General features: G+C 58.1%; 15 protein-coding genes. 9 read left to right on the top strand and 6 right to left on the bottom strand.

Annotated elements, in window-relative coordinates; all coding sequences use genetic code 11:
- Positions 1-144: 144 nt before the first annotated feature.
- Positions 145-2,658, bottom strand: coding sequence for a nitrite reductase large subunit NirB (nirB, locus tag OZ656_RS00755; RefSeq protein ID WP_286893584.1), 2,514 nt, complete (start codon positions 2,656-2,658; stop codon positions 145-147).
- A gap of 27 nt (positions 2,659-2,685) precedes the next feature.
- Positions 2,686-3,915 carry an NAD(P)/FAD-dependent oxidoreductase gene (locus OZ656_RS00760; RefSeq protein ID WP_278351352.1) on the bottom strand — a complete coding sequence of 410 codons (1,230 nt, stop codon included), beginning with the start codon at positions 3,913-3,915 and terminating at the stop codon, positions 2,686-2,688.
- Between the two features lie 346 nt (positions 3,916-4,261).
- On the opposite strand from OZ656_RS00760, the gene OZ656_RS00765 reads away from it, so the two are divergent.
- On the top strand, positions 4,262-5,560 hold the full coding sequence (locus OZ656_RS00765) for a nitrate regulatory protein (RefSeq protein ID WP_278351351.1): 1,299 nt from the start codon (positions 4,262-4,264) through the stop codon (positions 5,558-5,560).
- A 44-nt stretch (positions 5,561-5,604) separates the two neighbouring features.
- Here the strand turns inward: OZ656_RS00765 and OZ656_RS00770 are convergent, their stop codons facing one another.
- From OZ656_RS00770 to OZ656_RS00780, 3 genes are all read right to left on the bottom strand, one after another.
- Positions 5,605-6,465 (bottom strand): ABC transporter ATP-binding protein, encoded by an 861-nt coding sequence (locus OZ656_RS00770; RefSeq protein WP_278351350.1) that lies wholly within the window; start codon positions 6,463-6,465, stop codon positions 5,605-5,607.
- A 152-nt stretch (positions 6,466-6,617) separates the two neighbouring features.
- Positions 6,618-7,610: an ABC transporter permease gene (locus tag OZ656_RS00775; RefSeq protein WP_278351349.1), complete on the bottom strand. Its 993-nt coding sequence runs from the start codon at positions 7,608-7,610 to the stop codon at positions 6,618-6,620.
- 13 nt (positions 7,611-7,623) lie between these two features.
- Positions 7,624-8,988, bottom strand: coding sequence for a CmpA/NrtA family ABC transporter substrate-binding protein (locus tag OZ656_RS00780; RefSeq protein ID WP_278351348.1), 1,365 nt, complete (start codon positions 8,986-8,988; stop codon positions 7,624-7,626).
- A gap of 476 nt (positions 8,989-9,464) precedes the next feature.
- Between OZ656_RS00780 and OZ656_RS00785 the strand changes: the two genes are divergently transcribed.
- Positions 9,465-12,140 carry a nitrate reductase gene (locus OZ656_RS00785; RefSeq protein ID WP_278351347.1) on the top strand — a complete coding sequence of 892 codons (2,676 nt, stop codon included), beginning with the start codon at positions 9,465-9,467 and terminating at the stop codon, positions 12,138-12,140.
- Position 12,141: 1 nt separating this feature from the next.
- Here the strand turns inward: OZ656_RS00785 and OZ656_RS00790 are convergent, their stop codons facing one another.
- Positions 12,142-12,804, bottom strand: coding sequence for a hypothetical protein (locus OZ656_RS00790; RefSeq protein WP_199452017.1), 663 nt, complete (start codon positions 12,802-12,804; stop codon positions 12,142-12,144).
- A 190-nt stretch (positions 12,805-12,994) separates the two neighbouring features.
- Between OZ656_RS00790 and OZ656_RS00795 the strand changes: the two genes are divergently transcribed.
- From OZ656_RS00795 to brnA, 7 genes are all read left to right on the top strand, one after another.
- Positions 12,995-15,103 carry an N-6 DNA methylase gene (locus OZ656_RS00795; protein WP_278351346.1) on the top strand — a complete coding sequence of 703 codons (2,109 nt, stop codon included), beginning with the start codon at positions 12,995-12,997 and terminating at the stop codon, positions 15,101-15,103.
- Entirely contained in the window at positions 15,100-15,474 is a 375-nt protein-coding gene (locus OZ656_RS00800) for a hypothetical protein (protein ID WP_379944884.1), read from the top strand. Before OZ656_RS00795 ends, OZ656_RS00800 begins: the two co-directional genes overlap by 4 nt.
- 37 nt (positions 15,475-15,511) lie before the next feature.
- A complete protein-coding gene (locus OZ656_RS00805) occupies positions 15,512-16,456 on the top strand; it encodes an IS5 family transposase (protein ID WP_153741791.1) in 945 nt (314 codons plus the stop codon).
- Between the two features lie 88 nt (positions 16,457-16,544).
- Positions 16,545-17,603 carry a restriction endonuclease subunit S gene (locus OZ656_RS00810; protein WP_379944885.1) on the top strand — a complete coding sequence of 353 codons (1,059 nt, stop codon included), beginning with the start codon at positions 16,545-16,547 and terminating at the stop codon, positions 17,601-17,603.
- 54 nt (positions 17,604-17,657) lie between these two features.
- Entirely contained in the window at positions 17,658-18,299 is a 642-nt protein-coding gene (locus OZ656_RS00815; RefSeq protein ID WP_228285422.1) for a type IV toxin-antitoxin system AbiEi family antitoxin domain-containing protein, read from the top strand.
- A 42-nt stretch (positions 18,300-18,341) separates the two neighbouring features.
- The gene (locus tag OZ656_RS00820; protein ID WP_199451561.1) at positions 18,342-18,605 is read left to right on the top strand and encodes a BrnT family toxin; all 264 of its coding nucleotides are present in this window, start codon (positions 18,342-18,344) and stop codon (positions 18,603-18,605) included.
- Complete coding sequence (gene brnA / locus OZ656_RS00825) at positions 18,595-18,864, top strand: type II toxin-antitoxin system BrnA family antitoxin (RefSeq protein ID WP_199451562.1); 270 nt, start codon at positions 18,595-18,597, stop codon at positions 18,862-18,864. The genes OZ656_RS00820 and brnA overlap by 11 nt, the downstream gene beginning before the upstream one ends.
- Positions 18,865-18,910: the final 46 nt, after the last annotated feature.

Below are 18,910 nucleotides of genomic sequence, written 5' to 3' on the forward strand. Positions count from 1 at the left end.
GTTAAGTTTCCTATCCCACAGATGTTTGTGAGCGTGGGAGCCGGATTCATTTTCTGGCAGGAAAAAAGATGTCTGAGCAAAGCGAGTTATTTTTTCCAGAAGAAAATGAATCCGGCTCCCGCGCTCCGCCCCCAAACCAGAAGGCTACGAAGAAGCCACCTCCAAAACAGGCCGACGCTGCCCCCGCTCTGAAGTCCACTGCTGCACCGGATCCTTCTGCTCCGGCGCATTCACAAACTCCCGGAACCGCTTACGCTTCTCCGGATCCTCAACGGCGGACTTCCACTCGCACTGATAGGTCTCCACCAGATCCGCCATATGCTGCTCCAGCTCCTCGCCAATGCCGAGGCTGTCCTCCAGCACCACCTGCTTCAGATACTCCAGGCCACCTTCCAGATTTTCCATCCAGACCGACGTCCGCTGCAGCCGGTCCGCCGTGCGCACATAAAACATCACCACCCGGTCGATGGTGCGGATCAGCTCCTCATCCGACAGATCGGTGGCAAACAGATCCGCATGCCGTGGCCGCATCCCGCCGTTGCCACACACATACAGGTTCCAGCCCTTCTCCGTGGCAATTACCCCGAAATCCTTGCTCTGGGCCTCCGCGCATTCACGGGTGCAGCCGGACACCGCCATCTTCACCTTGTGCGGCGCTCGCAGGCCCTTGTAGCGGTTCTCCAGGGTAATCGCCATGCCCACGCTGTCCTGCACGCCGTAGCGGCACCAGGTGCTGCCGACGCAGGACTTCACCGTACGCAGCGACTTGCCATAGGCGTGCCCGGTCTCAAAACCGGCGGCGATCAGCTTCTCCCAGATCTCCGGCAGCTCGCTCAGGGTGGCGCCGAACAGATCCACACGCTGGCCGCCGGTGATCTTGGTGTACAGGTTGTACTCCCTGGCCACCTCGCCCAGCACAATCAGCTTGTCCGGAGTAATTTCACCGCCGGGAATGCGCGGCACAATCGAGTAAGTGCCGTTCTTTTGCATGTTGGCCATGAAGGTGTCGTTGGTGTCCTGCAGGGGTACGTGGTCGGTGGCCAGAATGTGCTCGTTCCAGCAGGTGGCCAGAATGGAGCCCACCGTTGGCTTACAGATGTCACAGCCCTGGCCCTTGCCGTATTGTTTGAGCAGACCCCGGAAGGTGCGGATACCGTTCACCTTCACCAGATGGAACAGTTCCTGTCGGGTGTAGGGGAAGTGTTCGCAAAGGTCGGTACACACCTCCACGCCGCGCTTTTCCAGCTCGCTGTCCACCACCTTCTTCAGTAAAGCCGCACAGCCGCCGCAACCGGTACTGGCCTTGGTTTCAGCCTTGACGCCGCCAAGATCGGTGCAGCCGGCGTCAATGGCGCCGCAGATATCGCCCTTGGTGACGTTGTGGCAGGAACAGATGGAGGCGGTGTCCGGCAGGGCGTCGGCCCCCAGGGCAGGCGCGCCTCCTTCGCTTTCCGGCAGAATCAGCGCTTCCGGGTTGGCGGGCAGCTCAATGCCATTGAGGGCGTATTGCAGCAGGGTGTCGTAGGGGCCGTTGTCGCCCACCAGAATGGCGCCCAGCAGAGTCTTGCCGTCCTGGCTCACCACCATGCGCCGGTAGTGGCCGGCCTGCTCATCGTGAAAACGGATATTGCGTGCACCCGGGGTCTGGCCGTGGGCATCGCCGATGGAGCCCACATCCACCCCCAGCAGCTTGAGCTTGGTGCTCATATCGGCACCGGTAAAGGCCGCACCGGTGTCTTTGTTCAAAGCGGCCGACAGGGTGCGCGCCATGGTGTAACCCGGAGCCACCAGTCCGAAGATGCGATTGTTCCAGAGTGCGCATTCACCGATAGCGTGAATGTTCGGGTCTGAGGTGGTGCATTGATTGTTGACCACAATCCCGCCGCGTTCGCCCACATCCAGGCCGCAGGCCCGGGCCAGGGTATCCTGGGGACGGATGCCGGCGGAAAACACAATCAGATCGGTTTCCAGATGGCTGTCGTCGGCGAAGTTCATCCTCAGCCGCGCGTCGCTGCCCGGAACAATGGCCGTGGTGGCTTTCTCGGTGTGCACCTGCACGCCCAGATCCTCGATCTTCTGGCGCAAAAGGGCGCCACCCTGATCGTCCAGCTGCACAGGCATCAGGCGCGGGGCAAATTCCACCACATGGGCCTGCAGCCCCAGGCTTTTCAGGGCGTTTGCCGCTTCCAGCCCCAGCAGACCGCCGCCCACCACGACACCGGTTTTCGCTGACTGGGCGCTGGCCTGAATGGCATCCAGATCGTCCAGGGTTCGGTACACAAAGCAGCCATCCTGATCGTTGCCCTTAATGGGCGGTACGAACGGGTAGGAGCCGGTGGCCAGCACCAGTTGATCGTAGGTGTACTCGCCTTTCGGTGTCGTCAGCACGCGGGTGTTCCGGTCGATGGCGGTGACCGGCTCATTCAGGCGAAGATCGATGCCCTGTTCCGCGTACCAGTCTGCTGTGCCCATGGCGAGGTCAGCGTGAGTGGATCCGGTGAAGTATTCCGACAGATGCACCCGGTCGTAGGCCAGCTGCTTCTCTTCACCGAACACGATCACCCGGTAGGTCTCGGCCGCCGGGGACTGGCTGAACTGTTCCAGGAAGTGATGGCCAACCATACCGTTGCCGATCACGATCAGGGTCTGTTTACTCATCTTGCTGTCCTCTCTCTTGGCAGCCTATCAGGCTGCTGCGTCGCAATAGGTTTTGCCGAAAGCGATGGTGTCCCGGTAGCGGGAGACATCGGCGCCGGAGCGAATCAGTTCGCTGTACCAGGGCCCGTTGGCGGTATCGCCCAGCAGGATGGCGCCGGCGAGCCGGTTGCCATCCAGCAGCAGTTGGCCGTAGACCGCGTGGGTTCGGTCCTGCCATTCAATGATTTCGGTATGCTCGCCGGGGATTACCCGGCCACAGGAAAAAATGGGCAGATCGCTGATTTTCAGTCGGGTGGCCACTTCTCCGGGCTCAAATGCTCTGGCTCCCGGCACCTGGCAAAGATGCTGTGCCAGGATCCGGGCCTGCTCGTAACCGGGTTCGACCAGGCCAAAGGTGTGCTCCTGAAACTGACAGCACTCACCCAGTGCGTAGATATGCGGGTTGGACGTCATCAGGTTCGGAGTGACTCGAATACCCCGGTCACAGTTGAGGCCGGCGTCAGCTGCCAATCCCTTGTTGGGTTCAATACCGGTAGCAATAACCACCAGGTCCGTGGCCAGTACCGTGCCGTCACTCAGTTCCACGGCGCGGACCTGATTTCGGCCGAGCAGGGAGACCGGCGAGGTGCCGGTTCGGATACTCAGCCCCCGCTGCTGTAACTTCTGCTTCAGGATATCGCCGGCGATCGGGTTCAGCTGGCGGTTGAGCAGGTGGCCGCTGCGGTGCAGCACCGTAACGTCCAAGCCCCTGGTCCTGAGCCCTTCGGCCGCCTCCAGACCGAGAAAGCCGCCGCCGATGACCACGGCCCGACGGTGTGACTTTGCCTGCCGGATCAGCGTGCGGGTGTCGGCCAGATCCCGGAAGTTCATCACGCCGTCAAGGTCTTCACCAGGGAGGCCAAGGCGGGAGGGCCGTGCTCCGGTAGCCAGCACCAGCGTGTGATAGGACTGGGTGCGGCCACAGGCGGTTGTTACCTGGCGCTGGCCCGGACTGATATGGGTGACAGGCTCATGCTGGTACACCTGTATTCGGTGCTTGTGGAACCACTGCCAGGGTTTCAGTTCCAGATCGGTTTCCTGAATCTGATCGGCCAATAATGACGACAACTGGATCCGGTTGTAGGCAGCGAAGGGCTCACCGTTAAACACCACAATGCGGCTGAACGGATGCCCCTGGGCTACCAGTTGCTCCAGCAGCCGCTGCGCGACCATGCCGTGGCCGCAGATCACCAGCGGGTTGTCCTGTGTGTGTTCCATGGAACTGAACTCCTCCAGCAACGAAAAAAGCCGGAGCATCATGCTCTCCGAAGAGAACAGATGGTCCGGCACCAATGCCAACAACAATGATCTGATGGTCCGGCCTGATTCCATGGCCGGGACAGTCGTCCTTGCCTAAGTGTTTGCGATCTCCGTGCCAACTTTTTCAGGCTTTATTATTCAATAGCTTAGGCGAGTCCGCTGAAGGAGGCCGGCTGGTGGGCATCAAAAGAGTGCCCCGGGATGGGGCGAAACGCACGATGATTGGGCCGGAATGACTGGCCTGTAAATTGCTGCAGTCCGGGTAGACAGGAACCAACTGTGTACCGACACCAGGAGCTGCACCATGAACACCAAACGCCATCCCCATATGACCGCGAGGGCAACCGCTGCGGAATTTCTGATGGCCTCCCGCCAGTGTGAGATCCGTAATCTGGAGTACTTTCTGCAGATGGGGCGGTTGGTGCAGAGTGTGGGCAATCTGGTCCATGGCCTGCAACGGGAGCGAGGCGCCACCAATCTGTATCTGGGGTCCGGTTGCCAACGCTTTGCCCGGGAACGTACCGCCATGGTCAAGGAAAACGACCAGTTGGCCGCTACCTTCCGGCAGGCATTGGCAGACATTCAGGAGGACCTCACCACCCATCCGGTCAGCAGCCCACTGCTCGGGCACATCGCCAGCGCCCTGCACAGCCTCGACCAACTGCCCGGGTTGCGGCAGCGGGTGAATGACCAGGAGGCCAGTGTTTCGGAGGCCACGGAGTGGTTCTGCGACAGTATTCATCAACTGATTACGGTCGTTTTCGAAGCGGCAGAAACCGTGGCAGAGCCTTCGATTGCGGGACTGCTTGTGGCCATGGTGCATGTCATGAACGGCAAGGAATATTGTGGTCAGGAGCGGGCCGCAGGTTCTGCGGGATTCTCCAGCGGACACTTCGATAACGCACTGTCACGGCGCATGATGCACCTGGTTGAAGCGCAGGAGCGGTGTTTTGAGGTCTTTGTCGGCTTCGCCAGTGAGGAGAGCCTGTCGCTCTGGCAAGCCCTGCGCGCTCACCCGCGGGAACTGGAAATTGAGCGGATGCGACAGATGGCCGTTTCGGTCGGGCCCTATAAGTCTCTGGATAAAGACATGGCCGACCGCTGGTTCAATCTGATGACAGAGCGCATGGACGATCTGAAGAAGATTGAGGATTCGGTTGAGAGCGCTTTCCACCATCGCTGTGTGGAGCGCTATACCGAAGCGCGCCACTCCCTGGCACATCAGGAGACCCTGCTGGCCTCGCTGGAACAACGCCATGCCTCCACAACGCCCGTGCTGGTGGTTTGCGATAACGGTGTAGAGGCCGGAGCTGCCGATACGTGGGCCGGGGAAGGTGTCGGGCAGCAATCAGGCCGATCCATCTTTGACCTGGTCCAGGAACAGACCCGCCGCCTGCGCCAGATGTCTGAAGAATTGCAGAGCGCCAAAGAAGCTCTGGAAGATCGTCGTACCCAGGAAAAGGCCGTCCTGCTGTTGATGGAACACCGCAACATCAGCAATGACGAAGCCCACCGCCTGCTGCGAAAACTGGCCATGGACCAGGGCAAACGACTGCCCGAAGTCGCCCGGGCCCTGGTATCCATGGCAGGGGTCTTAAGCTGATACTTGAACCAGGCCGGGACGGGGCGCCCCGCCCCGGCATAAAGTCAGGCCGAAGCTGAATGCCTGGCTGCCGGGGCGTCGGGTTTTGCACTGCTGCCGCGGCGACTGTTCAGAGACTCCAGCTTGCGCTGCTTCTCGTACAGGAACGACAACACCTCCTGCCGGTAATGCACATATTTGGCATCATCCGCCAGGGCCACACGATTGCGAGGCCTTGGCAGATCAATGTGCAGATCCTCCCCCACCGTGGCGGCAGGCCCGTTGGTCATCATGATAATGCGGTCGGACAACAGCACCGCCTCGTCCACATCGTGGGTAATCATGATCACGGTATTGTTCAGCTCCTGCTGAATTTCCATCAGCGAATCCTGCAAATGGGCCCGTGTCAGGGCATCCAGCGCCCCGAACGGCTCATCCATCAGCAACACACTGGGTTTCATGGCCAATGCCCGGGCGATGCCCACCCGTTGCGCCATCCCCCCGGAAATCTCGCCCGGCCGCTTGTTGGCGGCGTGGGCCATATTCACCAGTTCCAGGTTATGGGTAATCCAGTCCTTGCGCTCCTGCCGGGTCATCGACTTGCGAAACACCTGCCGGACCGCCAGTTCCACGTTTTCATACACCGTTAACCAGGGCATCAGGGCATGATTCTGAAACACCACCGCCCGCTCGGGACCGGGGGAATTTACCTCATGCCCATCCAGCACACAGCCACCCCTGGAGGCCTGCAGTAACCCGGCAACAATGTTCAGCACCGTTGATTTTCCGCAGCCGGAATGGCCGATCAGTGAAACAAACTCCCCTTTCTGGATCTTCAGGTTCACATTGTCCAGGGCAATGAAAGGCCCTTTCGGCGTATCAAACGCCATTTCAACACCGGTTAGTTCTAAATGTGGTTTACTCATGGAATTCACCTCAAAAGCAAGCGGAGCGCCGGGTGGGTTACGCCTCCCGAAACCCTCAAAAACATGGATGTTTTTGCGGAGCGTACATGGATGTACTCGCCGCGTGTTTCGGGAGGCGTAACCCACCCGGTGCGGCATGCTCCAGAACGGGATCACTCATTCCAGGCCACCTTCCGCTGAATCAACAGCATGACCCGATCCAGCAAGAACCCGATAAACCCGATGGCCAGCACCGCCACCATAATCCGACTCAAAGACTGGCTACTGCCATTCTGGAACTCATCCCAGACAAACTTGCCCAGCCCCGGGCTCTGCGCCAGCATCTCGGCGGCAATCAGCACCATCCAGGCAATGCCCAGCGACACCCGTAAGCCGGTAAAGATCATCGGCACCGACGAAGGCAACACCACCTTGCGCACGTGGGTCCAGAACGACAGCCGAAGTACCCGGGAGACGTTCAGCAGGTCGGGGTTTACCGCCGCCACTCCAACGCTGGTGTTGATCAGTGTTGGCCAGAGACTGCACAGAGTGACCGTAATCATCGAGGTCAGGAACGACTTTTCGAACATTGGATCGTCACTGACATAGGTGGCCGATACCACCATGGTCACCAGCGGCAGCCAGGCCAGCGGAGAGACCGGTTTGAAGATCTGTATCAATGGGTTCACCGCAGCCTGGAAATACCGGTTGAGGCCAAACACAATGCCCAGAGGTACCGCAATCAGCGACGCCAGGGCGAAACCGGCCAGCACCGTCAGCAGGCTGGTGAGCACCTGGTCGAGAAAGGTGGGTGTGCCGGGGTAAGCCCGGATACGGACGTCTGCCTCCGGGTTGTCAGCCAGAATGCGGGCATTACGCTCCTCCTGCATGGCGATGAACTTATCGGCCCGCTCCCGCTGGCTGATATGCTCCTGCCACAGTTGTCCGGATTGTTCCCACACCTGCACCGGGCCGGGAAAGGCCCCCAGGGAGGTTTCCACCTTTGGCGCGGCCAGATGCCAGAAGCCCAGGAAGACCAGAATACCAACCAGTGGTAACAGCAGCTGCTTGCCCTGGCTGAGCCACTCGCCCGGTTGCAGACCGGAAAGTAGCTGGCGGCTGCCACTGGCCATGGACTGACTGATTCTTGCGCTTAACGTCGTCATGTCAGGCCCTCCCTTACGGTGTCTCCGACCCTTTCAGGCCGATACTGAAACGGTTGATGTAGGCATTGGGTTCGCGCGGAGTGAAAGGGACGCCGTCAATCAGCTCACCCTGCATGGGGCGTTCGAAATTCTCCTGGGCGAAGTCCGGGAAATCACTGGCGGTCATCAGGCCGTCCTCGATCAGTGACTGGGCCGCTTCGGCGTAAAGATCGCCCCGATACACCCGGGCTGCGGTTTTCATATACCAGTCGTCGGATTTGGCCTCGGGAATCTGGCCCCAGCGACGCATCTGGCTCAGGTACCAGATCGCATCAGACGGATACGGATAGGTAGCGTGGTAGCGGAAAAAGACGTTGAAATCCGGTACTTCCTGGACATCGCCCTTTTCATACTCGAAGGTACCGGTCATGGAGTTGGCAATCACTTCCCTGTCGGCCCCCACGTAGCTGGGGCGGGCAAGGATGTCCACGGCGGCCTCCCGGTTGGCATTCTGGTTTTCGTCCAGCCAGTAAGCTGCGCGGATCAGAGCCCGCAGTAACCGAAGGTGGGTATTGGGGTTCTGCTCGGCCCAGGCTTCGGTGACTCCGAACACCTTTTCCGGGTTGTTGGGCCAGATTTCATAATCGGTAATCACCGGTACACCGATGCCCTTGAAAACCGCCTGCTGATTCCAGGGCTCGCCCACGCAGTAGCCCTGGATGGTGCCTGCTTCCATGGTGGCGGGCATCTGGGGCGGCGGTGTCACGGAGAGGTGCACGTCGGCCTGGATGGTGCCGCTGGTATCGCCGCGCTGGGGCGCGTAGAAGCCGGGATTCAGGCCACCGGCGGCCAACCAGTAACGCAGTTCGTAATTGTGAGTGGACACCGGAAACACCATGCCCATGCGGAAGCGCTCGCCGTTGGCGCGGGTCTGCTCAACCACCGGCTTCAGCGCGCTGGCTGAAATCGGGTGTTCCGGATGATCGCCTTCCATTTCCAGGTTTGGTTTCATCGCTTCCCAGACGTCATTGGACACGGTAATACCGTTACCGTTGAGGTCCATACTGAAGGCGGTGATGATATCGGCCTGGGTGCCATAGCCTATGGATGCCCCCAGAGGTTGGCCGGCCAGCATGTGGGCACCATCCAGTTCACCGGTGATGACCCGGTCCAGCAGCACCTTCCAGTTCGCCTGGGCTTCGAGTTCTACGAATAACCCTTCGTCCATGAAGTAGCCCTGTTCCCAGGCAACCGCCAGGGGCGCCATATCCGTGAGTTTAATAAAGCCAAGCTTGAGATCGGGTTTCTCCGCCGGGCCAATATCGGCCTGGGCCAGGGAACTCAGGCCGATCAGGGTGGCAGTCAGTAAAGGTCGAACATAATGGTTCACTGTCTTCATCGTGATGCCTCTCGGTTCTCTCATTTCAGACGCGCAAAAAAAAGCGCCTGCCTCCGTTGCCGGAGAGCAGGCGCCGATGCCTGTAAATGAGAGCTGTGATGTCGTGATGGTTCACTAATCACTCAGCACAAGCCGTGCCATCCAGGACTCTTCATGTATTTCAGTAAGTTGCGGGAGCCCTGGTCGTTCCAGCAGGGGAAGCCCGTGCTTTGCGGGGGTGGTTTTGGTGCAGAAAATCGCCCTTTGCACCAAGGTGAACGCCCATCGATAGGCTTTTCAAGGAGGTCGTTTAACGGTGCACGTCGCTTCAAAACGCGCACCATGCGCCATTCAAGGCCCTTGGAGACATCAAATCGTGCGCTGGCCCCCTAATTGCTTTCTTTTATGGCAGACAACACAGGCAACGAAGCCCTCCCCCCGGCTCTGGAAACGGAAACCGGGTGGTGGGCTTTTTTGGTTCAAGAGCGAGGAACACCATGAAACACCACGACACGCCAGCGGACTCTATTGCCACCACCTGCCCTTACTGTGGTGTTGGCTGCGGTGTTCTGGCAGCCCCTGGCCATGTCGAAGGCGATCATCGGCACCCGGCCAATGGCGGACGGCTTTGCGTCAAAGGTTCTGCCTTACACGAGACGCTGGAGGATGCCAACCGGTTGCTGGTGCCAAAGGTTGCAGGCTATGAGGTGACATGGGAGGAAGCCATTGACCGGGTCGCCGGGGCAATTTCCGACTCTGTGCGGGAGTATGGCCCGGAATCCGTGGCCTTCTATCTCTCCGGGCAGCTACTCACGGAGGATTATTACATTGCCAACAAGCTGGCAAAGGGGTTTATCGGCACACCGCATGTGGATACCAATTCCAGACTGTGCATGTCCTCGGCCGTTGCGGCACATAAGCGTGCTTTTGGCGAGGACTGTGTTCCCGGTTGCTACGAGGATCTTGAGCTGGCGGACCTGCTGGTGCTCGCGGGCAGCAACGCCGCCTGGGCCCACCCGGTACTGTACCAGCGAATGAGTGCAGCGCGCCGTCAGGGACGGAGAGTGGTGGTCATCGATCCCAGAAAGACAGCGACAGCGGATCTCGCTGATCTGCACCTTCAGCTTCGCCCCGGAACCGACACCCTGTTGTTCAATGGCCTGTTGGTCTGGCTGCACGATCACGGGGCCCTGGCGGAGGACTACCTTGCCGAGCACTGTAACGGCTTCGAGGAAACCCTGGCGATCGCCCGATCCTGTGCGCCTTCCGTGCAAGCGGTAGCCAGGGGCTGCGATCTGGCAGTAGAAGAGGTGGAGTGTTTCTATCGATGGTTTGCAGACACCGGACGGACAGTGACCGCGTTTTCCCAAGGCATTAATCAGTCGGTTGCTGGTACCGACAAGGCCAACGCCATCATTAACTGCCATCTGGCTACTGGCCGGGTGGGCCGACCGGGAGCGAGCCCGTTTTCGCTGACGGGACAACCCAATGCCATGGGTGGCCGTGAAGTTGGCGGGCTGGCCAATACTCTGGCAGCCCATATGGATTATGACACCCCGGGCGCCTTGCTCCGGGTTTCGGATTTCTGGCACAGCGAGCAGATGGCCCGTGGTCCCGGCCATAAAGCGGTGGACCTGTTCGAGGCAGTCCATCGGGGAGAGATCCGGGTCCTCTGGGTGATGGGCACCAACCCCGCAGTCAGCCTGCCGGGCAGTGAACGTATTCACCAGGCATTGTCCCGTTGCCAGACTCTGATTGTCTCGGATTGTGTGGCCCAGACCGATACCACGCAGTGTGCCGATATTCTCTTGCCGGCTGCCGGTTGGGGCGAGAAAGATGGAACGGTGACCAATTCCGAACGGCGCATTTCACGCCAACGCCGGTTTCTGCCCCTGCCGGAGCAGGTCCGGCCGGACTGGCAGATTATTCGGGACGTTGCCTGTTCGCTGGGCCATGCTCATGCTTTCGATTACACATGCCCTGCCGATATCTTTCGCGAACATGCTGTGTTGTCCGGCTATGGTAATGGAGGCGAGCGGGTGTTCAATATCTCTGCCTTGTCTCAACTCAGCAACCAGGAATACGACGAGCTGGCGCCGGTGCAGTGGCCGGTCACGGATGGAAGCCCCGGGGCCTGGTTGCAAACCCGTCGGCTGTTTGGGAACGGGCGATTTCCCACGCCGGATGGCCGGGCCCGACTGGTGCCCGTGTCCAGTTTGCCGCCCGGGCAGCAACCTGGTCCCCGGTACCCGCTGGTGGTGAATACCGGCCGAATCCGTGACCAATGGCATACCATGACCCGAACGGCCCTGGCCCCCAGGCTGTTTGCCCATCGCAGCGAGCCGTTCATCGAGTTGCACCCGGCGGATATTGCCGGCTTTGGTTTGATTGAAGGTGCCCTGGCGGTGCTGCGTGGGCCGGGCAATGCGGGCTACGTTGGCCGGGTCCGGGCCAGCACCGGCCAGCGCACTGGTGAAGTGTTTGTGCCCATCCACTGGAATGGCCGGTTTGCCTCCTCCGCTTTGGCGTCCAGCCTGATCCGGCCGGTTGTCGATCCCATTTCCGGTCAGCCAGAAGGCAAGCATGGTGTGGCGACTATCCGGCCCCTGGTGACCCGCTGGCAGGCGAGGATGATGTTGGGTAATGCCGGCGATGCCTTGTTGGACCACACCGCTCTTGCCTACTGGAGCCGCCAGCGTTTGCCCCACAGTCACAGCTGGTGGTTCGCCGGGTGCCATGACATGAACTGGCGGGACTGGGGGCAACGGTGTTTTTCGCGCGAACCGGAACTGGTCATGGAAGACCGAGCGAGACAGCGTTATCGGGCTGCCTGGCTTAGTGGCGATCGACTGGATGCCGTGTTGCTGGTTGAGCCCTGTGTCCAGACCATGCCGGATCTGGACTGGCTGGACAGTTGTTTTGGTAGCGGTGAACTGGCGCCGGAAAAACGCCGGTCGTTACTGGCGGCCGGCACAGTGGAAGGCGAAGCGTCAGGACCGATTATCTGCAGTTGTTTTGGCGTGGGGGAGCACCAGATTTCCCAGGCCATTGAACAGGGCATGGCCAGCCCCGAAGCACTGGGTAAGCACCTGAAGTGTGGCACCAACTGTGGCTCCTGCCTGCCGGAGATCCAGGACCTGCTGGCCCGTACCGGGGCTCGGGAACCCGCCTGAGTCAGGCCGCGGCCGCCCGCCTAAGCAGCGACAGCGGCACCCGGTAGCGAAGGATCCGGGCATGCTGGCTGACGGTCACCGTGCAGGTCTTGCGGTTAACGCGCACCACCTGGCCCCGCTTCTCGCGCCGGCCATCCCCGAACACCACCGAATCCCCCACCTGCCAGTGCCGGTTCTCCGCAGCGGGACTCGGAAATTCAAAGGGTGCACTGGCTAGCGCTATCCCGCAGTCGCTGGCCAGCCCGGACAGGTACCGTCGGGTAGCGTCTGCTGCACCGCTATGATGCAGCTCGTCCAGGGCTTCATAGAAATGCCGGTTGTGAACGGAGCCGTAATGTCGTTGCCCGGCACTGTGCTGCAGCAAATGGGCAAACTCATGGCAGCAGGTATGCGCCAACAGGTTCAGCACAGTTACCTCGCCCCCGAAATAACCCCGGCCACGGATCTCACGGGTTGATAGCCAGCCCTGGGCGGTGGCCGGTTGATACTTGGCGGCGATCATCCGGGCTCCGTAGGTAATCAGGTGCTGTTTCTTTCGAGGATCAAAACGGTGGTAGGTGGCCTGGCCCGAGCCGACCCGCAATGCCAGCCCGGCGCCCGGATTTGCCTGCTGAACCCAGCCTTCAGCCGGCGTCCAGAGAATGTCCCGGGTGGTCTGGCACATGAGGGTGCCGATGGCATGTGAGTTTGGAGATAGTTGAGGCATGAATTCTGGCTGGGTCAAAAAATAGTAGCGTGCTCGAACGGATAGACTAACCAGCGAATTTACAAATTGCTATGGCCCGTGATGGCAGAGTTGTTTAGAGTCTCTCCACATTTTGTGTAGTGGCAGTTTCAGGAGACGTTTTTCCACCATGAATGCCGAACAGCTCAAACAGCTTGAAGACGACCTCTGGTCTGCCGCCGATAACCTTCGGGCCAACTCCGATCTCAAGTCCAGCGAATACGCCACGCCGGTACTCGGCCTGATCTTCCTGAAATTCGCCGACAACAAGTACAAGCGTGCCGAGCCGGACATCACCAAAGAGTTCGCAGAACTCAGGGGCACCCGGCGGGAAAAACCCATCTCCGACATCGCCATTCAGAAATGCGGTTTCTATCTTCCGGACCATGCCCGTTACCACTACCTTCTGGGCCTGCCGGAGCAGGAAGACCTGGCCAGAAAAATCAAACAGGCCATGGAAGCCATCGAGAAATACAAACCCGAGCTGGATGGCATCCTGCCCAAGGACGAATACTTCGCTCTTACCCGCACCAGCAATACCCTGCTGGCGGAACTGCTTAAGAACTTCTCCAACATCCCGGCGGATGCCAATGGCGACATTTTCGGCAAAATCTACGAGTTCTTCTTGGGCAAATTCGCCCTGAGCGAAGGCCAGAAAGGCGGCGAGTTTTTCACGCCTACCTCGGTGGTCAAACTGATGGTGGAAATCATCGAACCCCACCATGGCACGGTATACGACCCAGCCTGCGGATCGGCCGGGATGTTCGTCCAGTCCCAGCAATTTGTGGAGCGCCACCGCAGGAAACTGGACGAACTGGGCGAAGCCCACGACGAAGACCAGCTCTACGTCTACGGCCAGGAAAAGACCCTGGATACCGTCAAGCTGGCGAAGATGAACCTGGCGGTGAACGGCCTGCGGGGCGAGATTCGCCAGGCCAACAGCTACACCGAAAATCCCTTTGACGGATTTGGAAAGTTCGATTTCGTGATGGCCAATCCGCCGTTCAACGTGGACGACGTGCCCCTGGCCTCGGTGGAAGACGATCCACGTTTCAATACCTACGGCCTGCCCCGAAAGAAAACCAAGGCCAAAGCCAGCGAGAAGGGCAAGGAAACCGTCCCCAACGCCAATTACCTGTGGATCAATCTGTTCGCCACCTCCCTGAAGAACAACACCCCGGACAGCGGCCGGGCGGCATTGGTGATGGCCAATTCCGCCTCCGATGCCCGGCACAGCGAGGCGGACATTCGCCAGACCCTGATCGAGAACAACCTGATCTACGGCATGCTCACCCTGCCGTCCAACATGTTCTACACCGTCACCCTGCCCGCCACCCTCTGGTTCTTCGACAAGAACAAGCAGGACGACCGCATCCTGTTCATCGATGCCCGCAACATCTTCACCCAGATCGACCGGGCCCATCGGGAATTCAGCGAAGAACAGGTCCAGAACATCGCCATCATCAGCAAGCTGCACAAGGGCAAGCGGGCGGACTTTATCCGGCTGGTGGACAGCTATTTCCGAAAAGGCATGGAGCAGTTGCTGGCCAACCGTGAAAAAGTGGAGCCGGTCAGCCAGCAGTTGCTGGACGTACTGGACGACACCCAGGGCAAACAGGCCGTGGGCGAACTGGTCAGCCAATGGCAGGGCCTGAAAGCCCTGCAGCAGGCCAGCGATGCCTACATCCAAGCCGCTGACCTGCAACTGACCACGCCGGAGGCCATCGAAACGGCCAACCGCAAACAGCAGCAATTGAGAGCGACATTCGATCCCTTCTTCCAGCAACTGCACACCGGTCTGAAACAACTGGACAAAGTGGTGCGCCAGCACGAAAAGGCCAGAGTCGAAGAAGCCAGACAAGCCGGCAAGCGCGCCACCTCCGACCGCAACGCTCGCCGTCTGAAAGAGGCGCTGGAAGAGCTGCACAAGGAAGTTCGCAGTGCCGAGGCCTACTACCAACATATTCACTGGCTGCAGGAGCGCTTTCCGAATGCCGAGTACGAGGATGTGACGGGGCTGTGCAAATTGGCGACACCCGAGGAAGTGAAAGAGCAGGATTACTCCCTGAATCCGGGGCGGTATGTGGGGGTGGTGATTGAAGAGGATGGGAAAACAGAAGAGGAGTTTTTGACTGGAATTGAAGACATGAATGATGAGCTGACGTCATTGGATTCCAGCGCAGAGGTTCTCGCCTCTTTGATCAGAAAGAACATAGCGGCATTGGTTGAGAGCAAATGATTGATTTCCCGATAGTCAAAATAGGTGAATTGATCAACGCTGGTGAAGCTGAAATTCAGACCGGCCCTTTCGGTACTCAGCTTAAAGCGAGTGATTACTCTGATCATGGTTATCCGGTGATCAATGTTCGAAATGTCGGTTTTGGAGATCTCCGCAAAGAGAATTTGGAGTTTATTAATGACCGGATTGCGGAGAAGTTACCCACACATAGACTGATGCAGAAGGACATTGTGTTCGGTCGAAAAGGGGCTGTAGAGAGACATGGATTCATCACTGAAGCGGAGGAAGGCTGGTATCAGGGCTCTGACTGTCTGAGGTTGAGGTTCAACTCACCTAGGGAGGCTCTGAATAAGTCTCAAAATCAGCGATAATACGGTCATCGTCAACTGCACAGGATTCGTTGCCACCATGGATCAGATCACCTTCTCCGAAGCCGAGTACCAGACCAAGAAGCGTAAAACCCGCCGCGAGATTTTTCTGGAACGGATGGACAAGCTGATTCCGTGGAAGCAGTTGGAGAAGAAGGTAGCCCTATATTACCCCAAGGGCCAGACTGGCCGGCCACCGTATCCGCTGCCGACCATGCTGCGAGTCCACTGCATGCAATTGTTCTATAACCTCAGTGATCCTGCCATGGAAGACGCATTGTATGAGATCGAATCCATGCGCCAGTTCGCCGGCCTGAAGCTGGACCGATTGCCGGACGAAACCACCATTCTCAAGTTTCGTCATTTCCTGGAGCGCCATGGCCTTGGCAAGGTGTTGTTCAAAGAGGTGAACAAGCACCTGGAGAAAAATGGTTTGATGCTGCGTGAAGGCAGCATTGTGGATGCTTCCATCATTTCTGCACCAAGCTCCACGAAGAATGAAAGCGGCCAGCGCGACCCTGAGATGCGACAAACCAGAAAAGGCAACCAGTGGTACTTTGGCATGAAGATGCATATCGGCGTGGACGATACGCTCGGCTTGATCCACAGCATCGATACCACCGCTGCCAATGTCCACGACATCGTGTCCGCCGGCAACCTTCTTCACGGTGACGAGCTGCGCGTGTTCGGTGATGCCGGTTATCTTGGCATTCAAAAGCGGGATGAGCATAAAGATCGCCAAAATGTATCCTGGTTCATTGCCAAGCGCCCCGGTTCTCGTAAAAAACTGGACGACCGAAAGCTAAAGGCCGAGAAGCTCAAAGCCAGCGCCCGGGCCAAAGTGGAACACCCATTCCGGTACATCAAGCAGGTCTTTGGCTATAGCAAAGTTCGCTATCGCGGCTTGGCCAAAAACAGTAACCGATTGCACTTGCTGGCTGCGTTCAGCAACCTGCTGATGGGTGAAAAATACCTGCTGTCGTAGGGTCAGTTCGCCTGTTTTCCGCCAAAACGGCGGGAAATAGGCAAAAATCGAACAAAACAGAGGGTGATAACGCCAAAATCGCGCTTGAATGGCTTTTTTTCGAGTTGAAAAGCGATTCAGCGATAAATCAGGCGTTAATCAGACCCTCCCTAGAATAAACCCTAAATTCATTTCCTATTTCTTACGAACGCAGGCCCATCAGGACTGGATGATGGCGGTTTGTGCATTCGGGGCGACCATGGCCTCCTTGAATCAGGACATCGTGAAACTAATTAATGTCCCGGTTCCGCCGATTGATATTCAGAATAAGATCGTGGGATTGCTCTCTGCCTATGACGACCTGATCGAAAACAACAAACGCCGCATCACCCTGCTGGAAAACATGGCCGAGGAAATCTACCGCGAGTGGTTTGTGCGGTTCCGATTTCCGGGGTGGCAGGAGGCGGAATTTGAGAAGGGGCTTCCTGCCTCATGGGCGGTGGCACAGGGCGATGATTTGTTTGAAGTCGTTAAGGGCAAGTCCTACTCCAGCGAAGAAATATCCGATCATTTGAATGGTGGCCGGCCTTTCATCAACCTCAAGAATTTCAATCGTGGTGGTGGATACAGAAGCAACGGTTTGAAATATTTCCGGGGTGAGTTCCGAGATCGGCAGCAGGTGAATCGTGGTGATGTTGTTATGGCGGTGACCGACATGACTCAGAACCGTGAGGTTATTGGTCGAGCGGCCCGTGTTCCATATTTGGGAGAAACCGACGGCATCATCTCTCTGGATGTTGTGAAAATATCGGCATTTTCCTGGCCTGATCTTTTTACCTACGCCCACCTGCGCTATTCCGGAATATCCGAAGCGTTGAAGGAGTTGGCCAATGGTGCGAATGTTCTGCACCTGAAGCCCGATCTCATTGGAAAACAGAAATATCTTGTTCCAGATACGCCGACAGTGGAAGAGTTCGTAAAGCTGGTTGAACCGTTTTATGAGCAAATAGAGAAATTAGAACAGCAAATCGATATGTTGGAGTATACGAAAAACCAGCTCCTCCCCCGCCTGATCTCCGGCAAACTCTCCGTGGAAAACCTGAATATCCAGTTTCCGCCTTCCATGCAGAGTGATAAGTCAGACAACGCCGCCGAAGCCGCCGCTTGAACCCTCAATGGCAATCAGACAAACTGTCACCAGATATTAATAAGTGGTGACAGTTTGTCTGACTCCGACTCTGCCCGATCCTCCCGGGCACAACTTCAAACCCTGTTCCGACAGCACGGCGGCCAGCTTCGCCTGAGCGAAGCGCTGGCCCGGGGCTATAGTCGGTACCAGTTCTATCAGCTTCGGGACGAAGGGGTGATTGAGCCGGTCAGCCGCGGCCTGTACCGGCTGGCGGCCCTGCCTCCTATTGAAAACCCGGATCTGGTGGCCGCCGCTACCCGTTTCCCCAATGCCGTGATTTGCCTGATTTCTGCGCTGGACTGGCATGGCATCACCACCCAGATTCCCCATCAGGTGCATCTGGCGGTGGAGCGTGATGCCCGCCTGCCGGTTCTGGATTATCCGCCGGTGGCCGGCTACCGATTCTCCGGCCAGGCCTTTAGTGCCGGCATTGAACAGGTAGAGGTGGACGGCATGAGCCTGCACGTCTACGACCCGGAGAAAACCCTGGCGGACTGTTTCAAGTTCCGCAACCGCATCGGCATGGATGTGGTGCTGGAGGCGCTGGAGCTTTATCGTACTCGTAAAACCTTTCTACCGGGCAAGCTGATGGAATACGCCAGAATCTGCCGGGTCGCCAATGTGATGGCGCCCTATCTGGAAGCCAAACGAGAGATGCCGGTGAAGGTCTTGTAGTACTCTCTTGTCGATTGAGTAAAAAAGGAATAATTTGTACTCATGGACGTGTTTGAATTTGACGGAACCAAAAGCCAGGCCAATCTGGACAAGCACGGCATTGATTTCGTGGATGCTCAGCAGTTGTGGAAAGACCCATATTTGCTGGAGATAAAAGCAAAGTGTGTGGATGAGCTCCGTTATCTTCTGATTGGCAAGATTGGGGGCAAGCACTGGTCGGCCGTTGTGACATACCGGGAAGGGCGTATTCGCCTGATTTCGGTCAGGCGTTCCCGCAAAAAAGAGGTTGAGCTTTATGAAAGCTAAAGATTTCGACAAGAAGTTTGATGACGCCCAGCAGGACGTTGTTGAGGATCTTGATCTGTCTTCTGCACGGCGCGTGAATCAGGAACAAAAGCGAATCAATGTTGATTTTCCGGCCTGGGTCGTAGAGTCTCTGGATCGGGAGGCCGCGCGTATTGGCGTTACCCGTCAATCTATCATCAAGGTCTGGTTGGTTGAGCGTTTGCAGGCGGAGGCAGCCAACAAGCCACTCAATCAGGACAATGCAGGCGGTGCCCACTAACGGAGCGGCAGAACTCCGGAGAATACCCACCCGGTCCATGGAGTCG

The organism is Marinobacter sp. LM1 (genome assembly GCF_042763285.1).
GTDB classification, from domain to species: Bacteria; Pseudomonadota; Gammaproteobacteria; order Pseudomonadales; family Oleiphilaceae; genus Marinobacter; species Marinobacter nauticus.